The sequence below is a fragment of the Bradyrhizobium yuanmingense genome, assembly GCF_900094575.1.
GTDB classification, from domain to species: Bacteria; Pseudomonadota; Alphaproteobacteria; order Rhizobiales; family Xanthobacteraceae; genus Bradyrhizobium; species Bradyrhizobium yuanmingense.
Genome location: NZ_FMAE01000005.1, coordinates 220,042 through 238,501, shown reverse-complemented (window position 1 = coordinate 238,501; position 18,460 = coordinate 220,042). Strand labels below are relative to the sequence as shown.

The following is an 18,460-nucleotide window of genomic DNA, read 5'->3' as shown; positions in this document are numbered from 1 at the left end:
TCCTCGGACATGGCGCACCCTCTCGTCGTCGCGGGAGCGACGGCGGAGCATTTCGGTGCGCTGGTTGGTCCGGGCGTTGATCATGGGGCGGGTCCGTACAGCCGAATGGCAGGACTTGTCAAGCAGGCTTTTTTCAAGATGCACGCCGAGCGTGCATCGGTCAGGTCGGGTGCGCGGCTTCCTCGGCCTCTGCATCGCCCCAATCCGCATCCGCGATTGCGGTGTCGATCAGCTCGCCCCGCAGCAGCTTGAGCGGCGAATTCCAGTACAGCGCGATGTTGTGGAAGGGGTCGGTCAGCACCTTGAACACCCAGACCAAGCCCGTGGTGACGTCGCGGGTGGCGAAGAGCTGCAGCATGCGCGCAAGTCCGCCGCCGATGCCGATGGCGAGCCAGAGCGCGCCGACATGCCGGACGAAATCGAGGCGGGACGCCGGCGCATCGAACAATCCGAACAGCGTCGGAAAGGCGAACAGCGCCAGCGGCGCACTGCCCCAGACCAGCAGCAGCACGATCTTGCGGGCCTGATTGTAGCCGACCTTGATCGCTTCCTTGTGTTCGTTGCTGACGCCGTTGACGGCGTCATAGCCGTTCGGCTCGAAGAAGAAATGCCCGGTCTGCCGCGTCAGCATCGCGAGCCAGCCGACGATGCCGGCGAGAGCAGGGTCCTTGAACAGCAGGGCATAGCAGCCGAGGAAGATGACGGCGCTGATCAGGTGCAGCGTCTGGTTGACGGTGCTTTGGTGGTAGAAGCGGTAATCGTCGAAGCGCTGCGTGCGCAGCATGTCCGAGAGGCGGCTCATCCTCATCCCTCGCTCGCGTTGAAGACGCGGGCAGAGTTAGGCCGAGTCCGTGACCGCTGCGTGAATGCATTATAGTGTCACATTCCTAACGTGACGCTTACTCCACGCCATAGTGCGAGAACACATCGGCGATGCCGGCGTTGATCGCCTTTGCGGCCGCGATGTCGCGCACGGCGCCTTCGCTGTCACCGTTCTTGCGCTTCGCCAGTCCGCGGCCGTAGAGCGAGCCGTCGAGCCCCGGCTTGATGCTCAGCGCGGCATCGTAATCGGCGATCGCCGCGTCGAGATTGCCGAGCTTGAGATGGGCAAGGGCGCGGCTGTCCAGCGTGTAGGCATCGTTGGGAGCCATCTTGAGCGACTGCTCGCAATCGGCCAGCGCCTCCTGCAGGCGGCCGACGATCGCGCGGGTGAAGCAGCGCGAATTGAACACGTCCGCGCGGTTCGCATTCGCTCTGATGGAGCGGTCGTAATCGTCGAGTGCCAGCGCATAATCGTGCGTATCGAAATACATGTTCGCGCGCGCATAGTAGTCGCGGTCGTTGTTCGGACTGAGATCGACCGATTTGGCGAAATCGGCCAGCGCTCGGGGGCGGTCGCCGCGGTCGCGATAAATGCGGGCGCGGTTGCCGTAGGCCGGCCCGTAGTTCGGGTCGAACTTGATCGACAGATTAAAGTCCGCAAGTGCACGCGCATCGTCGCCGTGGTTGCTGAAGGCGGTGCCGCGATTGAAATAGGCGAGCGCGAATTTCGGATCGAGCTTGATGGCCCGATCGTAGTCGGCCATCGCGAGCTCGTAAGCGTTCTTGTGAATGTAGGAGTTGCCTCGGTTGTTGAAATAGAGCGGGTCGCGGGCGTTCAGCCGAATGGCGCGCGTGTAGTCGGCAATGGCGCGATCGGCGTCGCCGAGATCGTCATTGGCGATGCCGCGATTGTACAGGATGTCGGGATCCTTCGCACCGAGGTCGATGGCACGGCTGAAATCCGCCACGGCGCGCTCGGGCTCGCCACGTCGCCGAAACATTTCGCCGCGATTGGCGAGCGCGTGCACATCGTCGGGATTGGCCTTGAGCAGGGCCGAGCAGCCGGCGAAGCGCCGGTCGTCACTGCCTCCGCCGTCATTTGCGAAGCACCACTGGCGGGCCTGCGCGGCGGATGGTGATCGCGCGTCGGCGGGGGCCGGCAGCGCGAGCAGGGTTATCGTCAGGCCGAGTGCGGACAGCTTGAGGAGAATCCCTGACGTTTCATCGTGTTTCATTGTCTCTCGCGTCGAAACCATTGCGCCTCTAGCGCGTTTGTGATCGAAGGACGCGACTTGGTTCGAACCGAATGCATCACCGCCCAGACCAAGAAGGCGGGACCAACCAGATAGCTCAAAGCCTTGTCCGATACGCCCTATCCGATCGACCTCGACAGCATTCGCGGCGCGTTTCCGCCTGGCATCGAGGCGCCGCCGCTGCTGGTCGACTTTGCGGCCTGGCTGAAGGGGCGTCCCTGGGGCAGCGTCGGCTGCTTCTCGCTGCAGGGCCAATTCTCGGACTCCGCGCCGATCGTCGACGGCAGTTCCTTGCGCGACCGGTTCTCGCTGTTCATGCGCCTGCCTGACGGCTCGGCCGTCGGCGGCTGGTATGGCGCGGGTCTTGATCGTGACAATCCACCGATCGTCGGGCTGGGATCCGAGGGTGACTACGAATTGCTGGCGCCGAGCCTCGATGCGCTGCTGACGAGGCTGACGTCGCAGCAATTCGACAGGGCCTGGAGCGATCTGAAGCCGCATGACGAAGTCGAGCCTCAGACCGTCGAACTTGCGCAATGGCTCGCTGGACAGCCCGTTGGCGACAAGGCGGCGTGTGACGACGGGCCTCCGGAGCTGCCTGATTTCCGCGGCTTCATGGAAAAATGGAGCCGGGACCGCGAGGATTATTGGGCCAACCATCGCATGATGGCCGAACTCGGCTGGCGGCTGGCCGCCCATCTGCCCAAGGGCAAGAATGGCTGGGATAAGACGCGTTTCGAGGTCGCAATCGTCGGCAAGCAATACCAAGCGCGCGTGCTGACGCGCGGGCCGCAGCCGTTCGAGGAAGCCGCTTCGATCGAATCCCTGCTGCGCGAGCTGCGCGAACAGATGTGGAAGGCTCAGCCTGAGCTCGGGTTATGGTACGCGATGAGGTTCGGACTCTACACCGACGGCCGCGTCATGCCGAGCTTCGAATACGATGTACGCCCGACCATCGACGGCGAACCGGCATTGCTCTCCGAGGCGAAAGCCGATCTCGCCCGTGCACCAAGGCCGGAGCGCTGGGTGCCGAAATGGCTGGCGTGATTGTCTCTACACTGTCATTGCGAGCGCAGCGAAGCAATCCAGACTGTTCCCGCGGAGGGATTCTGGATTGCTTCGCTACGCTCGCAATGACGGAACGCGGTCAGAATCCCGCGACGCTGCCGTGCAGATCGTATGCGTCGGCGCGCTCGATCTTCGCCGTGACGATCTCGCCGACACGCAAGGGACGGCGGCTGGAGAGATAGACTGCGCCGTCGATCTCGGGCGCATCGGCCTTGGAGCGGCCCTTGGCCACCGTCGGGCCGACCTCGTCGATGATGACCTGCTGCCGCGTGCCGACCTTGCGCTTCAGCCGGCGCGCCGAGATCTTCTGCTGCCGGGCCATCAGCGCGTTGTAGCGCTCCTGCTTGACCGCTTCGGGCACCGGGTTTTCGATCGCGTTCGAGGTGGCGCCGGCGACCGGCTCGTATTTGAAGCAGCCGACGCGGTCGATCTCGGCCTCGTCGAGCCAGTCGAGCAGATAGGCGAAATCGGCATCGGTCTCGCCGGGGAAGCCGACGATGAAGGTCGAGCGCAAGGCGAGATCGGGACATTCCTCGCGCCAGCGCTTGATCCGCGCCAGCGTCTTGTCCTGCGCCGCCGGACGCTTCATCGCGTTCAGCACCTCGGGGCTCGCATGCTGGAACGGAATGTCGAGATAGGGCAGCACCTTGCCTTGCGTCATCAGCGCGATGATCTCGTCGACATGCGGGTAGGGGTAGACATATTGCAGCCGGACCCAGGCGCCGAGCTCGCCGAGCTCGCGCGCGAGGTCGAGGAATTTGGCGCGGACCTGGCGGTCCTTCCACGGGCTCTCGGCGTATTTCAGATCGACGCCATAGGCCGAGGTGTCCTGCGAGATCACCAAAAGCTCCTTGACGCCGGCACCGACCAGCCGCTCGGCCTCGCGCAGCACGTCATCGGCGGGGCGCGAGACCAGGTCGCCGCGCAGCTTCGGGATGATGCAGAAGGTGCAGCGGTTGTTGCAGCCTTCGGAGATCTTCAAGTACGCGTAGTGGCGCGGGGTCAGCTTGATGCCCTGCGGCGGCACCAGATCGAGATGCGGATTGTGCGCCGGCGGCAGCGCGCGGTGCACGGCGTCCAGCACGCTCTCATATTGCTGCGGGCCGGTGATGGACAGCACGCCCGGATAGGCCTGCTCGATCGCTTCCGGTTCCGCGCCCATGCAGCCGGTCACGATCACCTTGCCGTTCTCGGCCATGGCCTCGCCGATCGCCGAGAGCGATTCCTGCTTGGCGCTGTCGAGGAAGCCACAGGTGTTGACGATGACGATGTCCGCCCCGTCATGCTTGCGGGCGAGCTCATAGCCCTCCGCGCGCAGCCGCGTGATGATGCGCTCGGAATCCACCAAGGCCTTGGGACACCCGAGTGACGTGAATGAAATGCGCGGCGCTCTGTCCATGTAATCGCCTGGAGCCTATCTGAATTGTCTGGATTTGCGATCCAAGTAATTGAACCGATGGCGAAATTCAACAACTAACGTATGCGGCGCGTGGCTAAAGCAGTACGCGCGCGTAGTTGGCGTGATCGGCCAGTCACCAGCGCCGGTATTACTGACTGACGGTTCCTGGTCTGGAAGCTCATTCGGATCGAGCGAGTGGAGGATCCGAGGTGAATTGCTCGAACACGCCCGTTTTGGTTGTTATTCGGTTTCTTGCTTGATTTCACGGAGCTTAACCACGATGCGCCGCTTCATCTTCGGCTTGGCTTTCGTTACCGTTTCCTATGGCGCCATGTTTCCGGCCCGCGCTGAAGTCGACAAGATCATCCATGTCTGCGATCGGCAGGAACGATTGTGTCCGGAATTCAGGCCTCGCGTGAAGGCACCCGACGGGTGGACGAGGGATGAGGCCGCGAGTCTCAAATACGGCGCATCGATGTTCGTTCCCAAAGGGAAGACATTCGGTAAAGCAGAAGCAATCATCTATGCCGAAGGCCGCTATAACGAGGACCGCACCGAACTGGTTCAATGGATCGCAACGAGCGATAGCGATTGGGCGACGACATCCGGCAAGAATGCCAAGATCACTACGCTTCCCTCGGTCAACCCCAAGGTCGTCATCAACCGCTACGACAATCCATCCCTGAAGGACCAGCCGGTTGAAGTGATCGCGCATTACGCTGATCTCGACAAGGACGGCAATTCCTACGTCGTGCGGCTAGCAGTCTCCGGCCGCACTGAGGCGGCGGTGCTGGCCGCGGTGCCACTTCTCGACAAGATGATCGTTGGCGCGAAGATTCCGTGAGAGCATGAGTTCTGCTTCGCAGCTGAAGGCTGCGCGAGCGTTTTCTTGCGGGAGGGCGGCACGGAGAGTTTACATTCGTCGTGTCAGGGACACCCGAGCGACCCGAAGCTGACCTTGGGCGCAGCCGTCTGATCCATATCTAATCTGCCTGATTGACCGGCCTGAGCTAGTCCCAATTGCCCATAATTACAACCCTTTGCAGGGCGATCCGGCGTGCTATGGATGAATCAGCTGCCGTGAGTGAGCCATGAGCGCCGAACAGTCGCCCAAAATCGTGATCGTCGACGAAAGCCCGATCCGGGCCGCGATCCTGGAGGAGGGATTGCGCGAGGCCGGGTTTACCCAAGTCGTCCATATCAGCGAGATGCAGAGCCTGCTGGCCCGTATTTATGCGGCGGACCCCGACATCATCGTGATCGATCTCGAAAACCCCAGCCGCGACGTGCTGGAGGCGATGTTCCAGGTCAGCCGCGCGGTGAAGCGGCCGGTCGCCATGTTCGTCGACCAGAGCGATTCAGCCTCGATCCAGGCCTCGGTCGAGGCGGGGGTGTCGGCCTATATCGTCGACGGGCTGAAGAAGGAGCGCATCAAGCCGATCCTCGACCTTTGCGTGTCCCGTTTCAACGCCTTCGCCAAGCTCCAGGAGGAACTGGAGCGCACCAAGTCGCAACTCGAGGACCGCAAGATCATCGAGCGCGCCAAGGGCATTCTGATGAAGGTGAAGGGCCTGACCGAGGACGAGGCCTATGTGCTGCTGCGCTCCACCGCGATGCGCGAGAAGAAGAAAATCGGCGAGATCGCGCAGTCGATCATCACCGCGTCGGAGATGCTGAAATGACCGTTCCCCTCCGCATCGGGTTCATTCCGCTGGTCGATGCCGCCGCGCTGATCGTCGCGGTCGACAAGGGCTTTGCCGCCGCCGAGGGGCTCGAGGTCGAGCTGGTGCGCGAGGTCTCCTGGTCCAACGTCCGCGACAAGCTCAATATCGGCCTGTTCGATGCCGCGCATCTGCTCGCGCCGGTGGCGATCGCGTCCTCGCTCGGCCTCGGTCACGTCAAGGTGCCGATCGCCGCGGCCTTCAATCTCGGCATCAACGGCAATGCCATCACGGTGTCGCCGGCGCTCCATGCCGCGCTGATGGAGGAGATCGACGGCGATCGCTTCGACCCGATGGCGACGGCGAAAGCGCTGGCGAAGGTGGTTGCCAAGCGCCGCAAGGCAGGGGCCGAGCCGCTCACCTTCGGCATGACCTTCCCGTTCTCCACCCACAATTATCAATTGCGGTTCTGGATGGCGGCGGCGGGCGTGGATCCCGACGAAGACGTGCGCCTCGTGGTGCTGCCGCCGCCCTATATGGTCGACAGTCTCAAGAACGGCCATGTCGATGCGTTCTGCGTCGGCGCGCCCTGGAACTCGGTCGCGGTCGATCTCGGCATCGGCCATATCCTGCATTTCGTCGCCGACATTCTGGTCCGTGCGGCGGAGAAGGTGCTGGCAATCCGCCAGACCTGGGCCGACAAGAATCCGGACGTGGTCGCAGCCCTGGTGCGGGCAGCCGTGAAGGCCGCCGAGTTCATCGAGCATCCCGAGAACCGGACCGAGGCGGCGCAGATCCTGGCCCAACCCGAACGGATCGGCGTCGACGCCGAGGTCATCCAACGCACCCTGACGGGGCGCCTGAAGATCTCGCCCGATGGCACCTTCCGCGAAAGCGGCCGCTACCTGCTGGTCGGACGCGAAGGGGCAGGGCGTCCCGATCCGGTCCAAGCCGCCTGGCTCTATGCCCAAATGGTGCGCTGGGGCCAGACGGCGCTCACCCCTGACGGGGTCAAGACGGCGATGGCGGTGTTCAGGCCCGATCTCTACGACGCGGCGCTCGGCAACAGGGCGCCGCCTGAGGCTCCCGCAGCGTTCGGGGCCTTTGCCGGTCCGGCCTTCGACCCCAACGATATCCGCGGGCATCTCGAGGCCTTCGGGGTCGGGCGCTGGAAGGCCTGATTCGTGGTTGCTTCGCTTTTGAGCAACTAAGATCCTTGGCTAATGTTTGAGCTGGCTGCTCGTATTTCGGGAGAGTTCCCAAGCCGGCAGTTTCCGGGTGACGTCCTAATTATCTGAAACTTCATTGGTTTTTATTTCGACCAAGCTGGCACGCAACTTGAATGTTGCGCTGCGGCCAGCTTGTCATAGGTGCCTGCTGAGCCAAGTCCCGCAGCAACGAAGCTGATCGGACCGCGAGTGACGAAGCCGGCTCCTGAGCCAGCCTGACGTTCCTCGCGGGTCGCGCAATCCGTCGAAGCCACCGAAGGTGGCCGCAGGAGCTTCGTTACACACCATGAAAATCGATACGGTCTCAGTCGACTTTACCGACGAGCAGAAACGCTATCTCGAAGGCTTCACGACCGGCCTGCAGATCAGCCGCGTCGGCCGCGGCCTTGGTGGTGGCGGCAGCGGCAAGGCGAATGCCGAGCCTGTGGGTCCCGATGCCGTGCACATCAAGGCGCAGGACAAGGTGATCGCGTCGGGCAAGAAGCTCGCCGATCAGGAGAAGTTCAAGCGCGACGAGCATCCCTTCGACGCCTATCCGCGGCTTCGCCAGCAGGCGCTCGACAACACCCCGCCGAGCCCGGCGGACAATTTCCGCTGGCGCTATTACGGCATCTTCTATGTCGCGCCGACGCAGGACTCCTACATGTGCCGCCTGCGCATCCCGAACGGCATCATGAAGCATTGGCAGCTGTCGGGCCTTGCCGATCTCGCCGACGAGCTCTGCGGCCCCTACAGCCACGTGACGACGCGCGCCAATCTCCAGCTGCGCGAGATTCCGCCGAAGCACGCGATCAGAATGATCGAGGGCATCCAGGAGCTCGGCCTGTGCTCGCGCGGCTCCGGCGCCGACAACATCCGCAACGTGACGGGAACGCCGACCGCCGGCATCGATCCGCAGGAAATCATCGACACGCGGCCCTATGCCCGCGAGTGGCACTACCACATCCTCAACGACCGCTCGCTCTACGGTTTGCCGCGCAAGTTCAACGTCGCCTTCGACGGCGCCGGCCGGATCGCGGTGCTTGAAGAGACCAACGACATCGCCTTCACGGCCTATGAGGTAAAGGACGGTTTCGGCGTCGAGCCCGGCGTCTGGTTCCGGCTCGGCCTCGGCGGCATCACCGGTCACAAAGACTTTGCGAAATATTCCGGCATCATCGTCAAGCCGGAGCAGGCGACCGCCGTCGCCGACGCCATCGTGCGCGTGTTCATCGAGCATGGCGACCGCACCAACCGCAACAAGGCACGGCTTAAATACGTGCTCGACGCGATGGGCCATGACGGCTTCCTCAAGCTGGTCGAGGAGCGGTTGAAGACGCCGTTCACGCGCGTGCCGGAAGAGGCGTTCGCGCCGCGGCCCGCGGCGGACCGCATGGCCCATATCGGCGTGCACAAGCAGAAGCAGGACGGCCTCAACTGGATTGGCGTATCGCTCACGCTCGGCAAGCTCACCTCCGATCAGATGCGGGGCCTCGCCAAGGTGGCGCAGGATCTCGGTGACGGCGAGATCCGGCTCACGGTCTGGCAGAACCTGTTGATCTCGGGCGTGCGCGACGCGAATGTCGAGCTCGCCATTGCCGCGATCAAGCAGATCGGGCTCGCGGTCGAGGCCTCGCACATCCGCGCCGGCCTGATCGCCTGCACCGGCAATGCCGGCTGCCGCTTCGCGGCGTCCAATACCAAGCGCAATGCCGCGGAGATCGGTGACTGGTGCGAGCCGCGCGTCGCGATGGACAAGCCGGTGAACATCCACCTGACCGGCTGCCATCATTCCTGCGCGCAGCACTACATCAGCGACATCGGACTGATCGGCGCGCGCGTGCCGATCAATGAGGAGGACACCGTCGAGGGCTATCACCTCTTCACTGGCGGCGGGTTCGGCCCCGACGCCGATGTCGGGCAGGAGGTCTATCACGACCTCAAGGCCGAGGACGCGCCGAAGACGGTCGAGGCGCTGCTCAAGGCCTATCTCGCCCACCGCGCCTCGCCCGACGAAACCTTCCTCTCCTTCGCGCGCCGCCATGACGGCGAAACGCTGCGCAAGCTTGCCGATGCACAGGTGTCCGCATGAACCAGATCACGCCTCCGCCGAAACTCGATATCATCCCCGCCAGCGCCCCGTTCTCGGATGCGCAGCGCTCCTGGCTGAACGGCTTCTTTGCCGGGCTTTTGTCGCCTGACGTCGCAACGCCGCTGTCGGCAGAGCAGGGCGCCGCCGTCATGCAGGCCGGTGACGGCGACGACGGCGAAGCGCCGTGGCACGACCAGACCATGCCGATCGCCCAGCGGATGAAGCTTGCCGAAGGCCGTCCCTTGCGCCGCAAGATGATGGCGGCGATGGCACAGCAGGATTGCGGCCAGTGCGGCTACAATTGCCACGATTATTCGGAAGCAATCGCGAGCCGTAGCGAAGCGCGGCTCAATCTGTGCGTCCCCGGCGGCAAGGAAACCGCGCGGATGCTGAAATCGCTGTACGAGGAGCTGGACAAGGCGCCCGCGGCCAAGACCACCGACAAGAGCACCGACAAGGCCGGCGCTCCGGCGCCGGCTGTGACCGTGACGATCGCAGAGCCCGGCCGCTCGCGGGACAATCCGATCCAGGCGACCTTCCTGTCGCGCCGTCTTCTCAACAAGGGCAAGTCGGAGAAGGAGACCTATCACATCGAGTTCGATCTCTCCGAGGGCAAGCTCGACTATGTGGTTGGTGACAGTTTTGGCGTCTTCCCGCGCAACGACGTCGGCCTCGTCGACCAGATCATCGCGCTGCTCGGCGCCTCCCACACGACCAAAGTCAACGGCAAGACGTTGCGCGAGGTGCTGATCGACGACGTCTCGCTGTCGCCGGCGCCCGACACGCTGTTCGAGCTGATCTCCTTCATCACCGGCGGCGCGCAGCGCGAGAAGGCGCGGGCGCTGGCGCAGGGAGAGGATCCCGATGGGGATGCCGCGACGCTCGACGTGATGGCGGCACTGCAGAAGTTTTCCGGCACGCGGCCGCATCCCGAGGCCTTCGTCGAGGCGCTGGAGCCGCTGCAGCCGCGGCTCTACTCGATCTCGTCCTCGCACAATGCGACGCCGGGAAAGCTGTCACTGACGGTGGACTCGGTGCGCTACGTCATCGGCAAGCGCAGGCGGCTCGGCGTCGCCTCGACCTTCCTCGGCGAGCGGATCAACGAAGGCGAGAAGCTCAAGGTCTATGTGCAGAAGGCGCACAATTTCGGCCTGCCGCAGGACCCGAAGACGCCGATCATCATGGTCGGTCCCGGCACCGGCATCGCGCCGTTCCGCGCCTTCCTGTTCGACCGCAAGGCGACCGGCGCGCCCGGCAAGAACTGGCTGTTCTTCGGCCATCAGCGCAGCGATTGCGATTTCTTCTATCAGGACGAGCTCAACGCCATGAAGACCTCCGGGCTTCTGACGCGCCTGTCGCTGGCCTGGTCGCGCGACGGCGAGAAGAAGTTTTACGTGCAGGACCGCATGCGCGAGGTCGGCCGCGAATTGTGGACCTGGCTCGCCGAGGGCGCGCATCTCTACATCTGCGGCGATGCCAAGCGCATGGCCAAGGACGTCGAGCGCGCGCTGGTCGACATCGTCGCCCAGTTCGGGGCACGTTCGACCGATGAGGCCGTCAGCTTCGTCGCCGAACTCAAGAAGACCGGCCGCTTCCAGGCTGACGTGTATTAGTCGGACGACTCCCTCTCGGGGTTGGGCGTCATCCGATTGTCATCCGTCCCGGTTCCAACTGGCTTGGATTCTAACGAATAAGATTCTCGGAACCTGCTGGTGAAGAGAATTTGCATCTGCGATGGGGGGCCTCCGGAGAACCCCCATCGCTATTTCCGCCACCGTCTTGCCTCCCGCCCTGGTTGATCCTTCATACTCCCGCAAATGGGGCGTTGGAGATCGACCATGCGCGAACTATCGGCGGAAGCCAGGCTGCACTTCTACGCGCGCTCGCTCTCGCGCCGGACCGGGGCGAGCATGCACCACGTTGCGATGTACAGCGCGTTTGCGGTGATCGCGGCGATCGTGTTCGGGACGCTGTCGGTGCATCCGTTTTGATGTGTCTGCGTAGGGTGGGTTAGCCGAAGGCGTAACCCACCACTTGTATGGCTGCAGCAGAAGAGGTGGATTACGCTTCGCTAATCCACCCTACGTTACCGAGCGTTTGTTACGCTCCGCGCTTGAACGGCGCCACATCGATCCCCGCAGCTTTCAACGCCTGCCGCACGCCGCGCGCGATCTCGACCGCGCCGGGCGTGTCGCCATGGATGCACACTGTATCCGTGCGCATCTTGATGACCTTGCCTGTGACCGACACCACCGCGCCGTCCTGCACCATGCGCACGACCCGGTCGGCGATCGCCTTGGCATCGTGCAGCACCGCGCCGGGCTTCTTGCGTGAGACGAGGTTGCCGTCATCCTCATAGGCGCGGTCGGCGAACACCTCGTGCACCATCGGCAGGTTGGCGTCTTCGCCGGCCTTCACCAGCTTCGAATTGGCGAGCACGACGAAGATCAGGCTGGGATCCACCGCCTTGATGCCGGCGGCGATCGCCTTCGCCGTCATGTCGTCCTCGCAGGCGACGTTGGAGAGCGCGCCGTGCGCCTTCACATGGGTGACCTTGTAGCCGGCCGCGGTCGCGATCGCCTGCAACGCGCCGATCTGATAGGCGACGAGGTTCTCGATCTCGGAGGCCTTGAGCCCTGCGATCGGATGCCGGCCGAAGCCGTGCAGGTCGCGATAGCCGGGATGCGCGCCGACCGAGACGCCGCGCGCCTTCGCAAGCTCCACCGTCCGGCGCATGATGTCGGGGTCGCCGGCATGGAAGCCGCAGGCGACGTTGACCGAGCTTGCCAGCTCGATCATCGCGGCGTCATTGCCCATCTCCCACGCGCCAAAACCTTCGCCGAGGTCGCAATTCAGATCGACTGTCTTCATGGGTTGCTTTCCGCCTCTGGTCTTGTTGTCGCTTACGGCTCCGCCGTGACCTGCCACGTCCCGGCATCGACCGCGCTGACCGCATAGCCCGCCACGTTAGCATCGCTGAGCGCCTCGATGTTGAGGGCGACGATGTCGGAGGAGCGCAGGCGATCGGGCAGGCTGCGGATCGCATGCGCGAACTTGCGCGCCTCGTCCTGCGCTTCGGCCATGCTGACCGCCTTGAAGCGGAACGCGGTTCCTGCCGAGGTCTGGGCGAGGCGGCCGATGTCGGCCGTGATCACGGTTGCGATCTTCGGATAGCCGCCGGAGGTGCCGCGATCCATCATCAGCGCGATCGGCGCGCCGTTGCCGGGCACCTGGATGCTGCCGTTGACCGTGCCATCGGAGACGATGTTGTGGCCGTGCAGATGCTTGATCGCGGGGCCCTCGAGGCGGTAGCCCATGCGGTCGGAGGTCGCCGAGATCTTCCATTCGCTGTCCAGGAGCAGCGCCTTGTTGGCGTCGTCGAATTCGTCGTCCTGAGGCCCTAGCAGCACGCGGATCGGACCGGTCGCCGGCTTCGGCAGCTCGATGCGCAGCTCCGGTGCGCCGCTGGCGGCATCGACCGTGAACTCGTCACCGGCCTGGAGCGGGCGCGGGTAGGGGCTGCCGAGGCCGGCGCGGGCGTTCACAGCAAGACTGCCGAACACTGCCTCGCCCTTGATGGCGCCTTCGATCGCGAGATAGGTGAAGGCGCCGCCGCGGGCAAAGCCGAGCGTCAGCGTCTCGCCATCCTTGAGCGTCACCGAGGTGTCCATCGCGACCGGGCTGCCGGCGATGTCCGCATTGCGCGGCGCGCCCGATATCGCCACGCGCACGGCGCCGTCGCGGGCGGTGAAGGAGGCACCGAACGGGCCGATCTCGATGGCGGCCGCGAACGGCTCGTTGCCGACCAGCGTGTTCGCCGCCGCAAGCGACAGCCGGTCCATCGCTCCGCTCACGGTCAAGCCGTAGCGCTGCGCGCCGTGGCGGCCGCCGTCCTGGACCGAGCTGGCAGGGCCGATGCTGGCAACCACGAGCCGGCTCATGCGTCCACCTGCTCGGCGACGATCTCGCCGGCTTCCGCAGCGCGGTCCATGTCCTCGAATGTCTTGTGGTCGATCGGGTAGAACGTGACGCGGTCACCGGGCTCGGTGAGGAAGGTCGGATTGCGGTGGAGCTGATAGGTTCGCACCGGGGTGCGGCCGAGCAGATGCCAGCCGCTCGGGGCGGCCAGGCACTGGATGCCGGCCTGGACGCCGCCGATCGAGATCGTGCCTGATGGCGTCAGCAGCCGTGGCGATTGCCGCCGCGACATGTGCAGGAATTTGTCGAGACCGCTGAGATAGGACCAGCCCGGCGTGAAGCCGATCATGGCGACTTTATAATCGCCGCCAGAATGCCTGATGACGATGTCATCGGGCGTGGTGCCCAACGTCTTGGCGACGTCCTCGAGGTCGATGCCGTGCTCGCCGCCATAGGCGACGGGAACGCGCCAGCGGCGCGCTTTGGTGACCGGCGGCAGCGGCCGGGTGGCGATCGGGAGGATCTTTTCGCCCAGCGCCTCAAAGCCGATCTTGCCGGGATCGTAATGGACCAGCAGCGAGCGATAGGTCGGCACCGTCTCGGTGATGCCGTCGATGGGTGTCGCAGCGAGCGCCTTGTCGAGCGCCAGCACGCGCTGGTTGGCATCGTCGTCGATGGTGCGGCTGAACTCGACCGTGACGGCACTGTCGCCGCTGGGCAGAAGGCGGGGCGGGGGAAGCGTCGCGGCCATTGAGCTGTCAGAGCGCTGTCGTAATCGGGCTTCTCGGGAATGCGGGCTCGACCTTGAGTTCCGCTTGTCCCTGCTTCGCGTAAATGTGCCCGCAAGTCCAATAAATTAATGCAAGGGGAAGCGATAAAGCCTTGTTATCGCATCGCATAACGGCGCTGCGGCCCTGCGTAATTGCTAGCCTCTTGGCCCTTGACGCAAAGCTCGCGGCTCGCAAGATGCGCGCGTTCTGTCCCGCACCTTGGAGCTCGTTCTCGTCCATGTCGCTGTCCCCCGAAGCCCGCAAGACCCTCGCCGGCATCACCACCGCCACCATCACCACGGTCCTGCTGAAGAAGGGGCTGCGCAATGTGTGGATGCGCGGCGCGCGTCCGTTGCGGCCGGGCCTGCCGCGGCTGGTGGGACCGGCCTTCACGCTGCGCTTCGTGCCGGCGCGCGAGGATCTGGCGACGCCGGAATCCTGGTCGTCGCCGATCTCGACCCGCACCGCGATCGAGGCGATGCCGGAGGGCTGCATCGCCGTGGTCGATGCCATGGGCATCACCGATGCCGGCATCTTCGGCGACATCCTTTGCGCGCGCATGGTCAAGCGCGGCGTCACCGCGCTTGTCACCGACGGCGTGGTGCGTGACGTCGAGGGCGTGCTTGGCACCAATTTGCCGGTTTGGTGCGACGGCTATGCCGCGCCGCCGTCGGTTGCAGGCCTCACTTTCGTCGGCTGGGGCGAACCGATCGGCTGCGGCGGCGTTGCCGTCTTCCCGAACGACATCGTGGTCGCCGACCAGGACGGCTGCGTGCTGATCCCGCAGGCGATGCTCGATCATGTCCTCAATGAGGGCGTCGAGCAGGAGCGGATGGAAGCCTGGATCGTCAACGAGGTGAACAACGGCGCGGTGCTGCCGGGCCTCTATCCCATGAACGCCGAAACCAAGGCGCGCTACGCCGCCAGCAAGAAGTAACGGACAAAGGAACGAGGACCCTCATGGACATCACGCTCGCCGGCACGCGGCCGACCCGCCGCGCGCCGAAGGAACACTTCACCGGCACCGTGTGGCAGGACCCCATCAACATGGCCCCGCCGCCTGCGCGGTTGAACGTCTCGCGCGTCGCATTTGAGCCCGGCGCGCGCACCAACTGGCATCATCATCCGCTCGGCCAGACGCTTTACGTGATCTCAGGCGTCGGTCGCGTTCAGACCAAGGGCGGCCCGGTCCAGGAAATCCGTCCCGGCGACACCGTCTGGATTCCGCCGGGTGAAGTGCACTGGCACGGGGCGTCACCAACCAACGGCATGTGCCACATCGCCATGCAGGAAGCGCTCGACGGCGTCTACTCGACCTGGCTGGAGCCGGTCAGCGACGCGGAGTATGGCGCGGCGGTGGGATAGTCGCGTGCCCCAGACAAGACGCATCGCCTTAAGGCGATGCGTCGCCGATCCCGGGGCCCAGAGCCTTCGCGCCACTGAGCGCATTGGTCCCGGCTCTGCGCGGCAACGCTGGCGCGTCGCCGCTTTTCCGGGACACCGAATCTCATATCCGCTTCGCGGTCCACGTGCCCGTGCACATGGCGCCGCGCCAAGTGCCGGAGCCGGACGCGCCGCTGAGCCGGCCGAAGCCAACGGCACGCTTGATGCCGGTGCTCAGGGTGACCTTGATGTTGCCGGCATCGGCGACGCGCCCCGACGCCGTCACCGCGGCGCTGCTCGAGGCGATCTGACCATTATTGATGCCGATAGAGACAGTCGCGCCGTTGCCGCAGGCCTGGCTTGATGAAGCAATTCGGACGTTCCACGCGCCATCGAACGTGCTTGTCGCAGCGTCGGCCTGCGCGAGCGGGACAGCGATGACGACGGCGGTGGCGAATAGAGCCTTGCGAAACACGTTCATGACACGCCCCTGTGGTTGACCATGCGGGGGACCGTGACACGTGCGCGGAACCGGCAATGTGAGGGCTGTCACGTGCGCAGGAGGCTGTGTGAGCCTGCGCACGCCGGCACGGCAGGGCGCAAAAGCAAAGGGACCCGCATCGCGGGCCCCTTGTCTGCGTAAGAACGATCAGGCGGATCTCAGTTCACCCGCGTCCAGGTCTGGCCGCCGCAGAACATTCCGCCGAAGGCGCAGCCCTGCACACGTAGCCGGTCGGTGCCCTTCATGGCGATGGTCGAATCGTAGGTCGAGCCCGAGTTGGGATCGAGGATGCGGCCCGACCATTTCTGGTCCTTGCCCGCCTTCATGTTGATCAGCACCTGCTCGCCGTTCTGGTTCGACTTGCTGTCGACCGAATAGCCGCAGAGGTTGGTGCCGCATTGCTCGATGCGGACCTTGCCTTCTTTCTCCTCGGTGAGCCAGACGCCGACCGGCGAATTGAGGTCGCGCGTCGGCGCAGTTGCAGGTGCAGGTGCAGGCGGCACTGCGGCCGCCTGAACGCGCGCGGGAGCAGGCGCAGGTGGCGGAGGCGGGGCTGGCGGAGCCGCAGCCACGGCCGGGGCGGGCGGCGGGGCCACGGCGGGCGCGGCTTGCTGCTCGACCGGCGCAGGGGCCGGAGGTGGTGCAGGCGGCGGCGCAACGGCCGTTTGGGCCGGCGTATTGGCCGCGGTCGCGGCCGTCGGCGGAGCCGGCGGCGCAGGAGGCGGCGCGACGGCGGCAGCCGCAGGTGCCTGCACGGCTGCGGGCGGCGCAGCAGGAGCGGGAGCTGGGGCCGGAGCAGCCGGCGCCTGCGGGTCGACCGTGGCCTGCTGCGGCGCCGTCTCGTTCTTCTTGGCCTTCTTGGGCTTATTCTGGCCTGTGTTGTCGTAGACGCCGGGGATCTGCACCGTGCCGCGGTCCGGATCGATGCGGATGGTGCGCCCGCCATATTCAAACGTGTACTGCGCCTGCGCGGCAGTGCTCGCCAAAAGGAATGCGGCCGTGGCCAACAGCTTCCTCATTTCCGTCTCCTGAACAGGTGGTCCCCGCACCGACGCTTACGCGCCGGCTCGCTTGCAAAAAGTGATCTAGATCACTGTCGTTGGTGTGAGTCGTCTCCCGGCGGTTCCGGGTTCAATAGGCCCGGAGCCGGTCCAAAGTTTGGCGAGGCAAAGCGACGGAAGGACACGGCCTTATCGAACCAGGCCGGGTAGATCTTCTTGCAGGCGCCGTCTTCCATGGCAATGTGCAGCCACTGGTCGACCGAAAAGCGGACAACTTTTCGGAAGGCAGAAATCGAAGGGAATCCTTGAAGTGACGATCTCGATCTACGAGGCCTCGGTCGGCCTGTTCGCGCCTTATCTGCGCAATCTGTCCGTGCTGCTCGACAAAGGCGTCGCTTATGCCGAGGCCCGGAAGTTTGATCCGGCGATTTTGCTCGGCATGCGCCTTGCGCCGAACATGTATGACCTCGCCCAGCAGGTCGGCGAGGCCTGCCGCCATGCCACGGTCGCGCCGGCCCTGCTGGCGCAGTGCGAGCCGGTGACGCTGCCGGCGCTGGAGCATGACATGGCCGGGCTGCAGGCGCGCATCGCAACGTCCATCGAGTTCATCGAGAGCCTGCCGCGCGCGGAGATCGATGCGGCGGCGGAACGGAGTGTCTTCTTCAAATTGAAGAACGGCACCGAGCTGCCCTTCACCGGCCGGACGCTGCTGCTGACGTTCAGCGTCCCGCAATTCTTCTTTCACGTCACCACGGCCTACGACCTGCTCCGGCACGCCGGCGTCGAGCTGGTGAAGAAGGATTATCTCGGCAGGAAGTGAGGTCTTACGCTTCGCCCTTGCGTTCGTAATCGGCGAGCGAGCTGCGGCCGGCGATCTCGCTGCGCAGCAGCTCGAAGCGCCGCTGCGCCTCGTCTTGCTGGGTGTCGACGAAGCGCACCGCGGCCTCGCTCGTCATGGGACCGCTGACCACGGGCGCGGATTGCTCGCCGATGGTCTCGTGGACGTAGTACTGGCCGTCATCGCCGCGGTGGACCGTCCATTTCAGACGGATCGCGACCATGGGTCCCGGACCAACCTTGCTGTAGCCATCGGCATCGGTGTGCTCCGGCGCCAGCGGCTGCTCCTCGACCACGGGATGCTCGTCGATCACCGGATGCTCATCCACGATCGGCGGCTCGTCCGACGCGATGTGCTCACGCTCTCCGGCGACCACGATTTCGGTCTCGGTCTGGCGAATGACGAGAACGGGCTCGGGGTGCTCCAGGATGCTGGCGATGGTCGCCAGCGCGTGGTCGGTCGGGTCGATCTCTGACAAGGGTCCATCCTCCAGCTCGCCGCGCCGGCCAGTCTGTCCCACCGCCGCCGCGTTTCAAGCCCATTAC

At 64.8% G+C, this 18,460-nt stretch carries 19 protein-coding genes; 10 read left to right on the top strand and 9 right to left on the bottom strand.

Going from position 1 to position 18,460, the window contains the following annotated elements:
- Positions 1-160: 160 nt before the first annotated feature.
- Positions 161-802 (bottom strand): hypothetical protein, encoded by a 642-nt coding sequence (locus GA0061099_RS18510; RefSeq protein ID WP_036028106.1) that lies wholly within the window; start codon positions 800-802, stop codon positions 161-163.
- Positions 803-899: 97 nt separating this feature from the next.
- The gene (locus tag GA0061099_RS18505; RefSeq protein ID WP_225152646.1) at positions 900-2,057 is read right to left on the bottom strand and encodes a tetratricopeptide repeat protein; all 1,158 of its coding nucleotides are present in this window, start codon (positions 2,055-2,057) and stop codon (positions 900-902) included.
- Positions 2,058-2,180: 123 nt separating this feature from the next.
- Here GA0061099_RS18505 and GA0061099_RS18500 point away from each other — a divergent pair, with 123 nt between their 5' ends.
- Positions 2,181-3,122, top strand: coding sequence for a hypothetical protein (locus GA0061099_RS18500; RefSeq protein ID WP_036028102.1), 942 nt, complete (start codon positions 2,181-2,183; stop codon positions 3,120-3,122).
- A gap of 100 nt (positions 3,123-3,222) precedes the next feature.
- Here GA0061099_RS18500 and rimO read toward each other — a convergent pair whose 3' ends face one another.
- Positions 3,223-4,542, bottom strand: a complete 1,320-nt coding sequence (rimO, locus tag GA0061099_RS18495; RefSeq protein ID WP_036028101.1) for a 30S ribosomal protein S12 methylthiotransferase RimO — start codon at positions 4,540-4,542, stop codon at positions 3,223-3,225.
- Positions 4,543-4,822: 280 nt separating this feature from the next.
- On the opposite strand from rimO, the gene GA0061099_RS18490 reads away from it, so the two are divergent.
- From GA0061099_RS18490 to GA0061099_RS40105, 6 genes are all read left to right on the top strand, one after another.
- Positions 4,823-5,386: a hypothetical protein gene (locus GA0061099_RS18490; protein WP_036028100.1), complete on the top strand. Its 564-nt coding sequence runs from the start codon at positions 4,823-4,825 to the stop codon at positions 5,384-5,386.
- 247 nt (positions 5,387-5,633) lie between these two features.
- Positions 5,634-6,224 (top strand): ANTAR domain-containing response regulator, encoded by a 591-nt coding sequence (locus GA0061099_RS18485; protein WP_036012463.1) that lies wholly within the window; start codon positions 5,634-5,636, stop codon positions 6,222-6,224.
- The gene (locus GA0061099_RS18480) at positions 6,221-7,384 is read left to right on the top strand and encodes a CmpA/NrtA family ABC transporter substrate-binding protein (RefSeq protein ID WP_036028099.1); all 1,164 of its coding nucleotides are present in this window, start codon (positions 6,221-6,223) and stop codon (positions 7,382-7,384) included. The genes GA0061099_RS18485 and GA0061099_RS18480 overlap by 4 nt, the downstream gene beginning before the upstream one ends.
- Before the next feature lie 334 nt (positions 7,385-7,718).
- Positions 7,719-9,503, top strand: coding sequence for a NirA family protein (locus GA0061099_RS18475; protein WP_074447961.1), 1,785 nt, complete (start codon positions 7,719-7,721; stop codon positions 9,501-9,503).
- Positions 9,500-11,116, top strand: coding sequence for a sulfite reductase subunit alpha (locus GA0061099_RS18470; RefSeq protein ID WP_036028095.1), 1,617 nt, complete (start codon positions 9,500-9,502; stop codon positions 11,114-11,116). The genes GA0061099_RS18475 and GA0061099_RS18470 overlap by 4 nt, the downstream gene beginning before the upstream one ends.
- Before the next feature lie 225 nt (positions 11,117-11,341).
- Complete coding sequence (locus GA0061099_RS40105) at positions 11,342-11,494, top strand: hypothetical protein (protein ID WP_036028094.1); 153 nt, start codon at positions 11,342-11,344, stop codon at positions 11,492-11,494.
- 109 nt (positions 11,495-11,603) lie between these two features.
- Here the strand turns inward: GA0061099_RS40105 and GA0061099_RS18465 are convergent, their stop codons facing one another.
- From GA0061099_RS18465 to GA0061099_RS18455, 3 genes are read right to left on the bottom strand one after another with little or no spacing between them, the layout of a single operon-like run.
- On the bottom strand, positions 11,604-12,374 hold the full coding sequence (locus GA0061099_RS18465; RefSeq protein ID WP_036028093.1) for a LamB/YcsF family protein: 771 nt from the start codon (positions 12,372-12,374) through the stop codon (positions 11,604-11,606).
- Between the two features lie 32 nt (positions 12,375-12,406).
- Entirely contained in the window at positions 12,407-13,444 is a 1,038-nt protein-coding gene (locus tag GA0061099_RS18460; RefSeq protein WP_036028092.1) for a 5-oxoprolinase subunit C family protein, read from the bottom strand.
- Positions 13,441-14,172 (bottom strand): 5-oxoprolinase subunit B family protein, encoded by a 732-nt coding sequence (locus GA0061099_RS18455; RefSeq protein WP_036012438.1) that lies wholly within the window; start codon positions 14,170-14,172, stop codon positions 13,441-13,443. Before GA0061099_RS18455 ends, GA0061099_RS18460 begins: the two co-directional genes overlap by 4 nt.
- A gap of 257 nt (positions 14,173-14,429) precedes the next feature.
- Between GA0061099_RS18455 and GA0061099_RS18445 the strand changes: the two genes are divergently transcribed.
- Positions 14,430-15,128: a ribonuclease activity regulator RraA gene (locus GA0061099_RS18445; protein ID WP_036012452.1), complete on the top strand. Its 699-nt coding sequence runs from the start codon at positions 14,430-14,432 to the stop codon at positions 15,126-15,128.
- 23 nt (positions 15,129-15,151) lie between these two features.
- Positions 15,152-15,556, top strand: coding sequence for a (R)-mandelonitrile lyase (locus GA0061099_RS18440; RefSeq protein ID WP_036028089.1), 405 nt, complete (start codon positions 15,152-15,154; stop codon positions 15,554-15,556).
- A gap of 142 nt (positions 15,557-15,698) precedes the next feature.
- Here the strand turns inward: GA0061099_RS18440 and GA0061099_RS18435 are convergent, their stop codons facing one another.
- A complete protein-coding gene (locus GA0061099_RS18435) occupies positions 15,699-16,055 on the bottom strand; it encodes a hypothetical protein (RefSeq protein ID WP_036028088.1) in 357 nt (118 codons plus the stop codon).
- A 179-nt stretch (positions 16,056-16,234) separates the two neighbouring features.
- The gene (locus GA0061099_RS18430; protein ID WP_074447960.1) at positions 16,235-17,095 is read right to left on the bottom strand and encodes a DUF2147 domain-containing protein; all 861 of its coding nucleotides are present in this window, start codon (positions 17,093-17,095) and stop codon (positions 16,235-16,237) included.
- Between the two features lie 304 nt (positions 17,096-17,399).
- On the opposite strand from GA0061099_RS18430, the gene GA0061099_RS18425 reads away from it, so the two are divergent.
- The gene (locus GA0061099_RS18425) at positions 17,400-17,897 is read left to right on the top strand and encodes a DUF1993 domain-containing protein (RefSeq protein WP_036028085.1); all 498 of its coding nucleotides are present in this window, start codon (positions 17,400-17,402) and stop codon (positions 17,895-17,897) included.
- A 4-nt stretch (positions 17,898-17,901) separates the two neighbouring features.
- Here GA0061099_RS18425 and GA0061099_RS41220 read toward each other — a convergent pair whose 3' ends face one another.
- Positions 17,902-18,393 carry a hypothetical protein gene (locus GA0061099_RS41220; protein WP_036028083.1) on the bottom strand — a complete coding sequence of 164 codons (492 nt, stop codon included), beginning with the start codon at positions 18,391-18,393 and terminating at the stop codon, positions 17,902-17,904.
- Positions 18,394-18,460 lie beyond the last annotated feature (67 nt).

Excerpts from the sequence above, each read along its gene's own strand:
- GA0061099_RS18485 (WP_036012463.1), top strand. The coding sequence starts at position 5,634 with ATGAGCGCCGAACAGTCGCCCAAAATCGTGATCGTCGACGAAAGCCCG.
- rimO (WP_036028101.1), bottom strand. The coding sequence starts at position 4,542 with ATGGACAGAGCGCCGCGCATTTCATTCACGTCACTCGGGTGTCCCAAG.
- GA0061099_RS18510 (WP_036028106.1), bottom strand. The coding sequence starts at position 802 with ATGAGCCGCCTCTCGGACATGCTGCGCACGCAGCGCTTCGACGATTAC.
- GA0061099_RS18475 (WP_074447961.1), top strand. The coding sequence starts at position 7,719 with ATGAAAATCGATACGGTCTCAGTCGACTTTACCGACGAGCAGAAACGC.
- GA0061099_RS18455 (WP_036012438.1), bottom strand. The coding sequence starts at position 14,172 with ATGGCCGCGACGCTTCCCCCGCCCCGCCTTCTGCCCAGCGGCGACAGT.
- GA0061099_RS40105 (WP_036028094.1), top strand. The coding sequence starts at position 11,342 with ATGCGCGAACTATCGGCGGAAGCCAGGCTGCACTTCTACGCGCGCTCG.
- GA0061099_RS18440 (WP_036028089.1), top strand. The coding sequence starts at position 15,152 with ATGGACATCACGCTCGCCGGCACGCGGCCGACCCGCCGCGCGCCGAAG.
- GA0061099_RS18465 (WP_036028093.1), bottom strand. The coding sequence starts at position 12,374 with ATGAAGACAGTCGATCTGAATTGCGACCTCGGCGAAGGTTTTGGCGCG.
- GA0061099_RS18505 (WP_225152646.1), bottom strand. The coding sequence starts at position 2,057 with ATGAAACACGATGAAACGTCAGGGATTCTCCTCAAGCTGTCCGCACTC.
- GA0061099_RS18470 (WP_036028095.1), top strand. The coding sequence starts at position 9,500 with ATGAACCAGATCACGCCTCCGCCGAAACTCGATATCATCCCCGCCAGC.
- GA0061099_RS18445 (WP_036012452.1), top strand. The coding sequence starts at position 14,430 with ATGTCGCTGTCCCCCGAAGCCCGCAAGACCCTCGCCGGCATCACCACC.
- GA0061099_RS18460 (WP_036028092.1), bottom strand. The coding sequence starts at position 13,444 with ATGAGCCGGCTCGTGGTTGCCAGCATCGGCCCTGCCAGCTCGGTCCAG.
- GA0061099_RS18480 (WP_036028099.1), top strand. The coding sequence starts at position 6,221 with ATGACCGTTCCCCTCCGCATCGGGTTCATTCCGCTGGTCGATGCCGCC.
- GA0061099_RS18430 (WP_074447960.1), bottom strand. The coding sequence starts at position 17,095 with ATGAGGAAGCTGTTGGCCACGGCCGCATTCCTTTTGGCGAGCACTGCC.
- GA0061099_RS18490 (WP_036028100.1), top strand. The coding sequence starts at position 4,823 with ATGCGCCGCTTCATCTTCGGCTTGGCTTTCGTTACCGTTTCCTATGGC.
- GA0061099_RS18435 (WP_036028088.1), bottom strand. The coding sequence starts at position 16,055 with ATGAACGTGTTTCGCAAGGCTCTATTCGCCACCGCCGTCGTCATCGCT.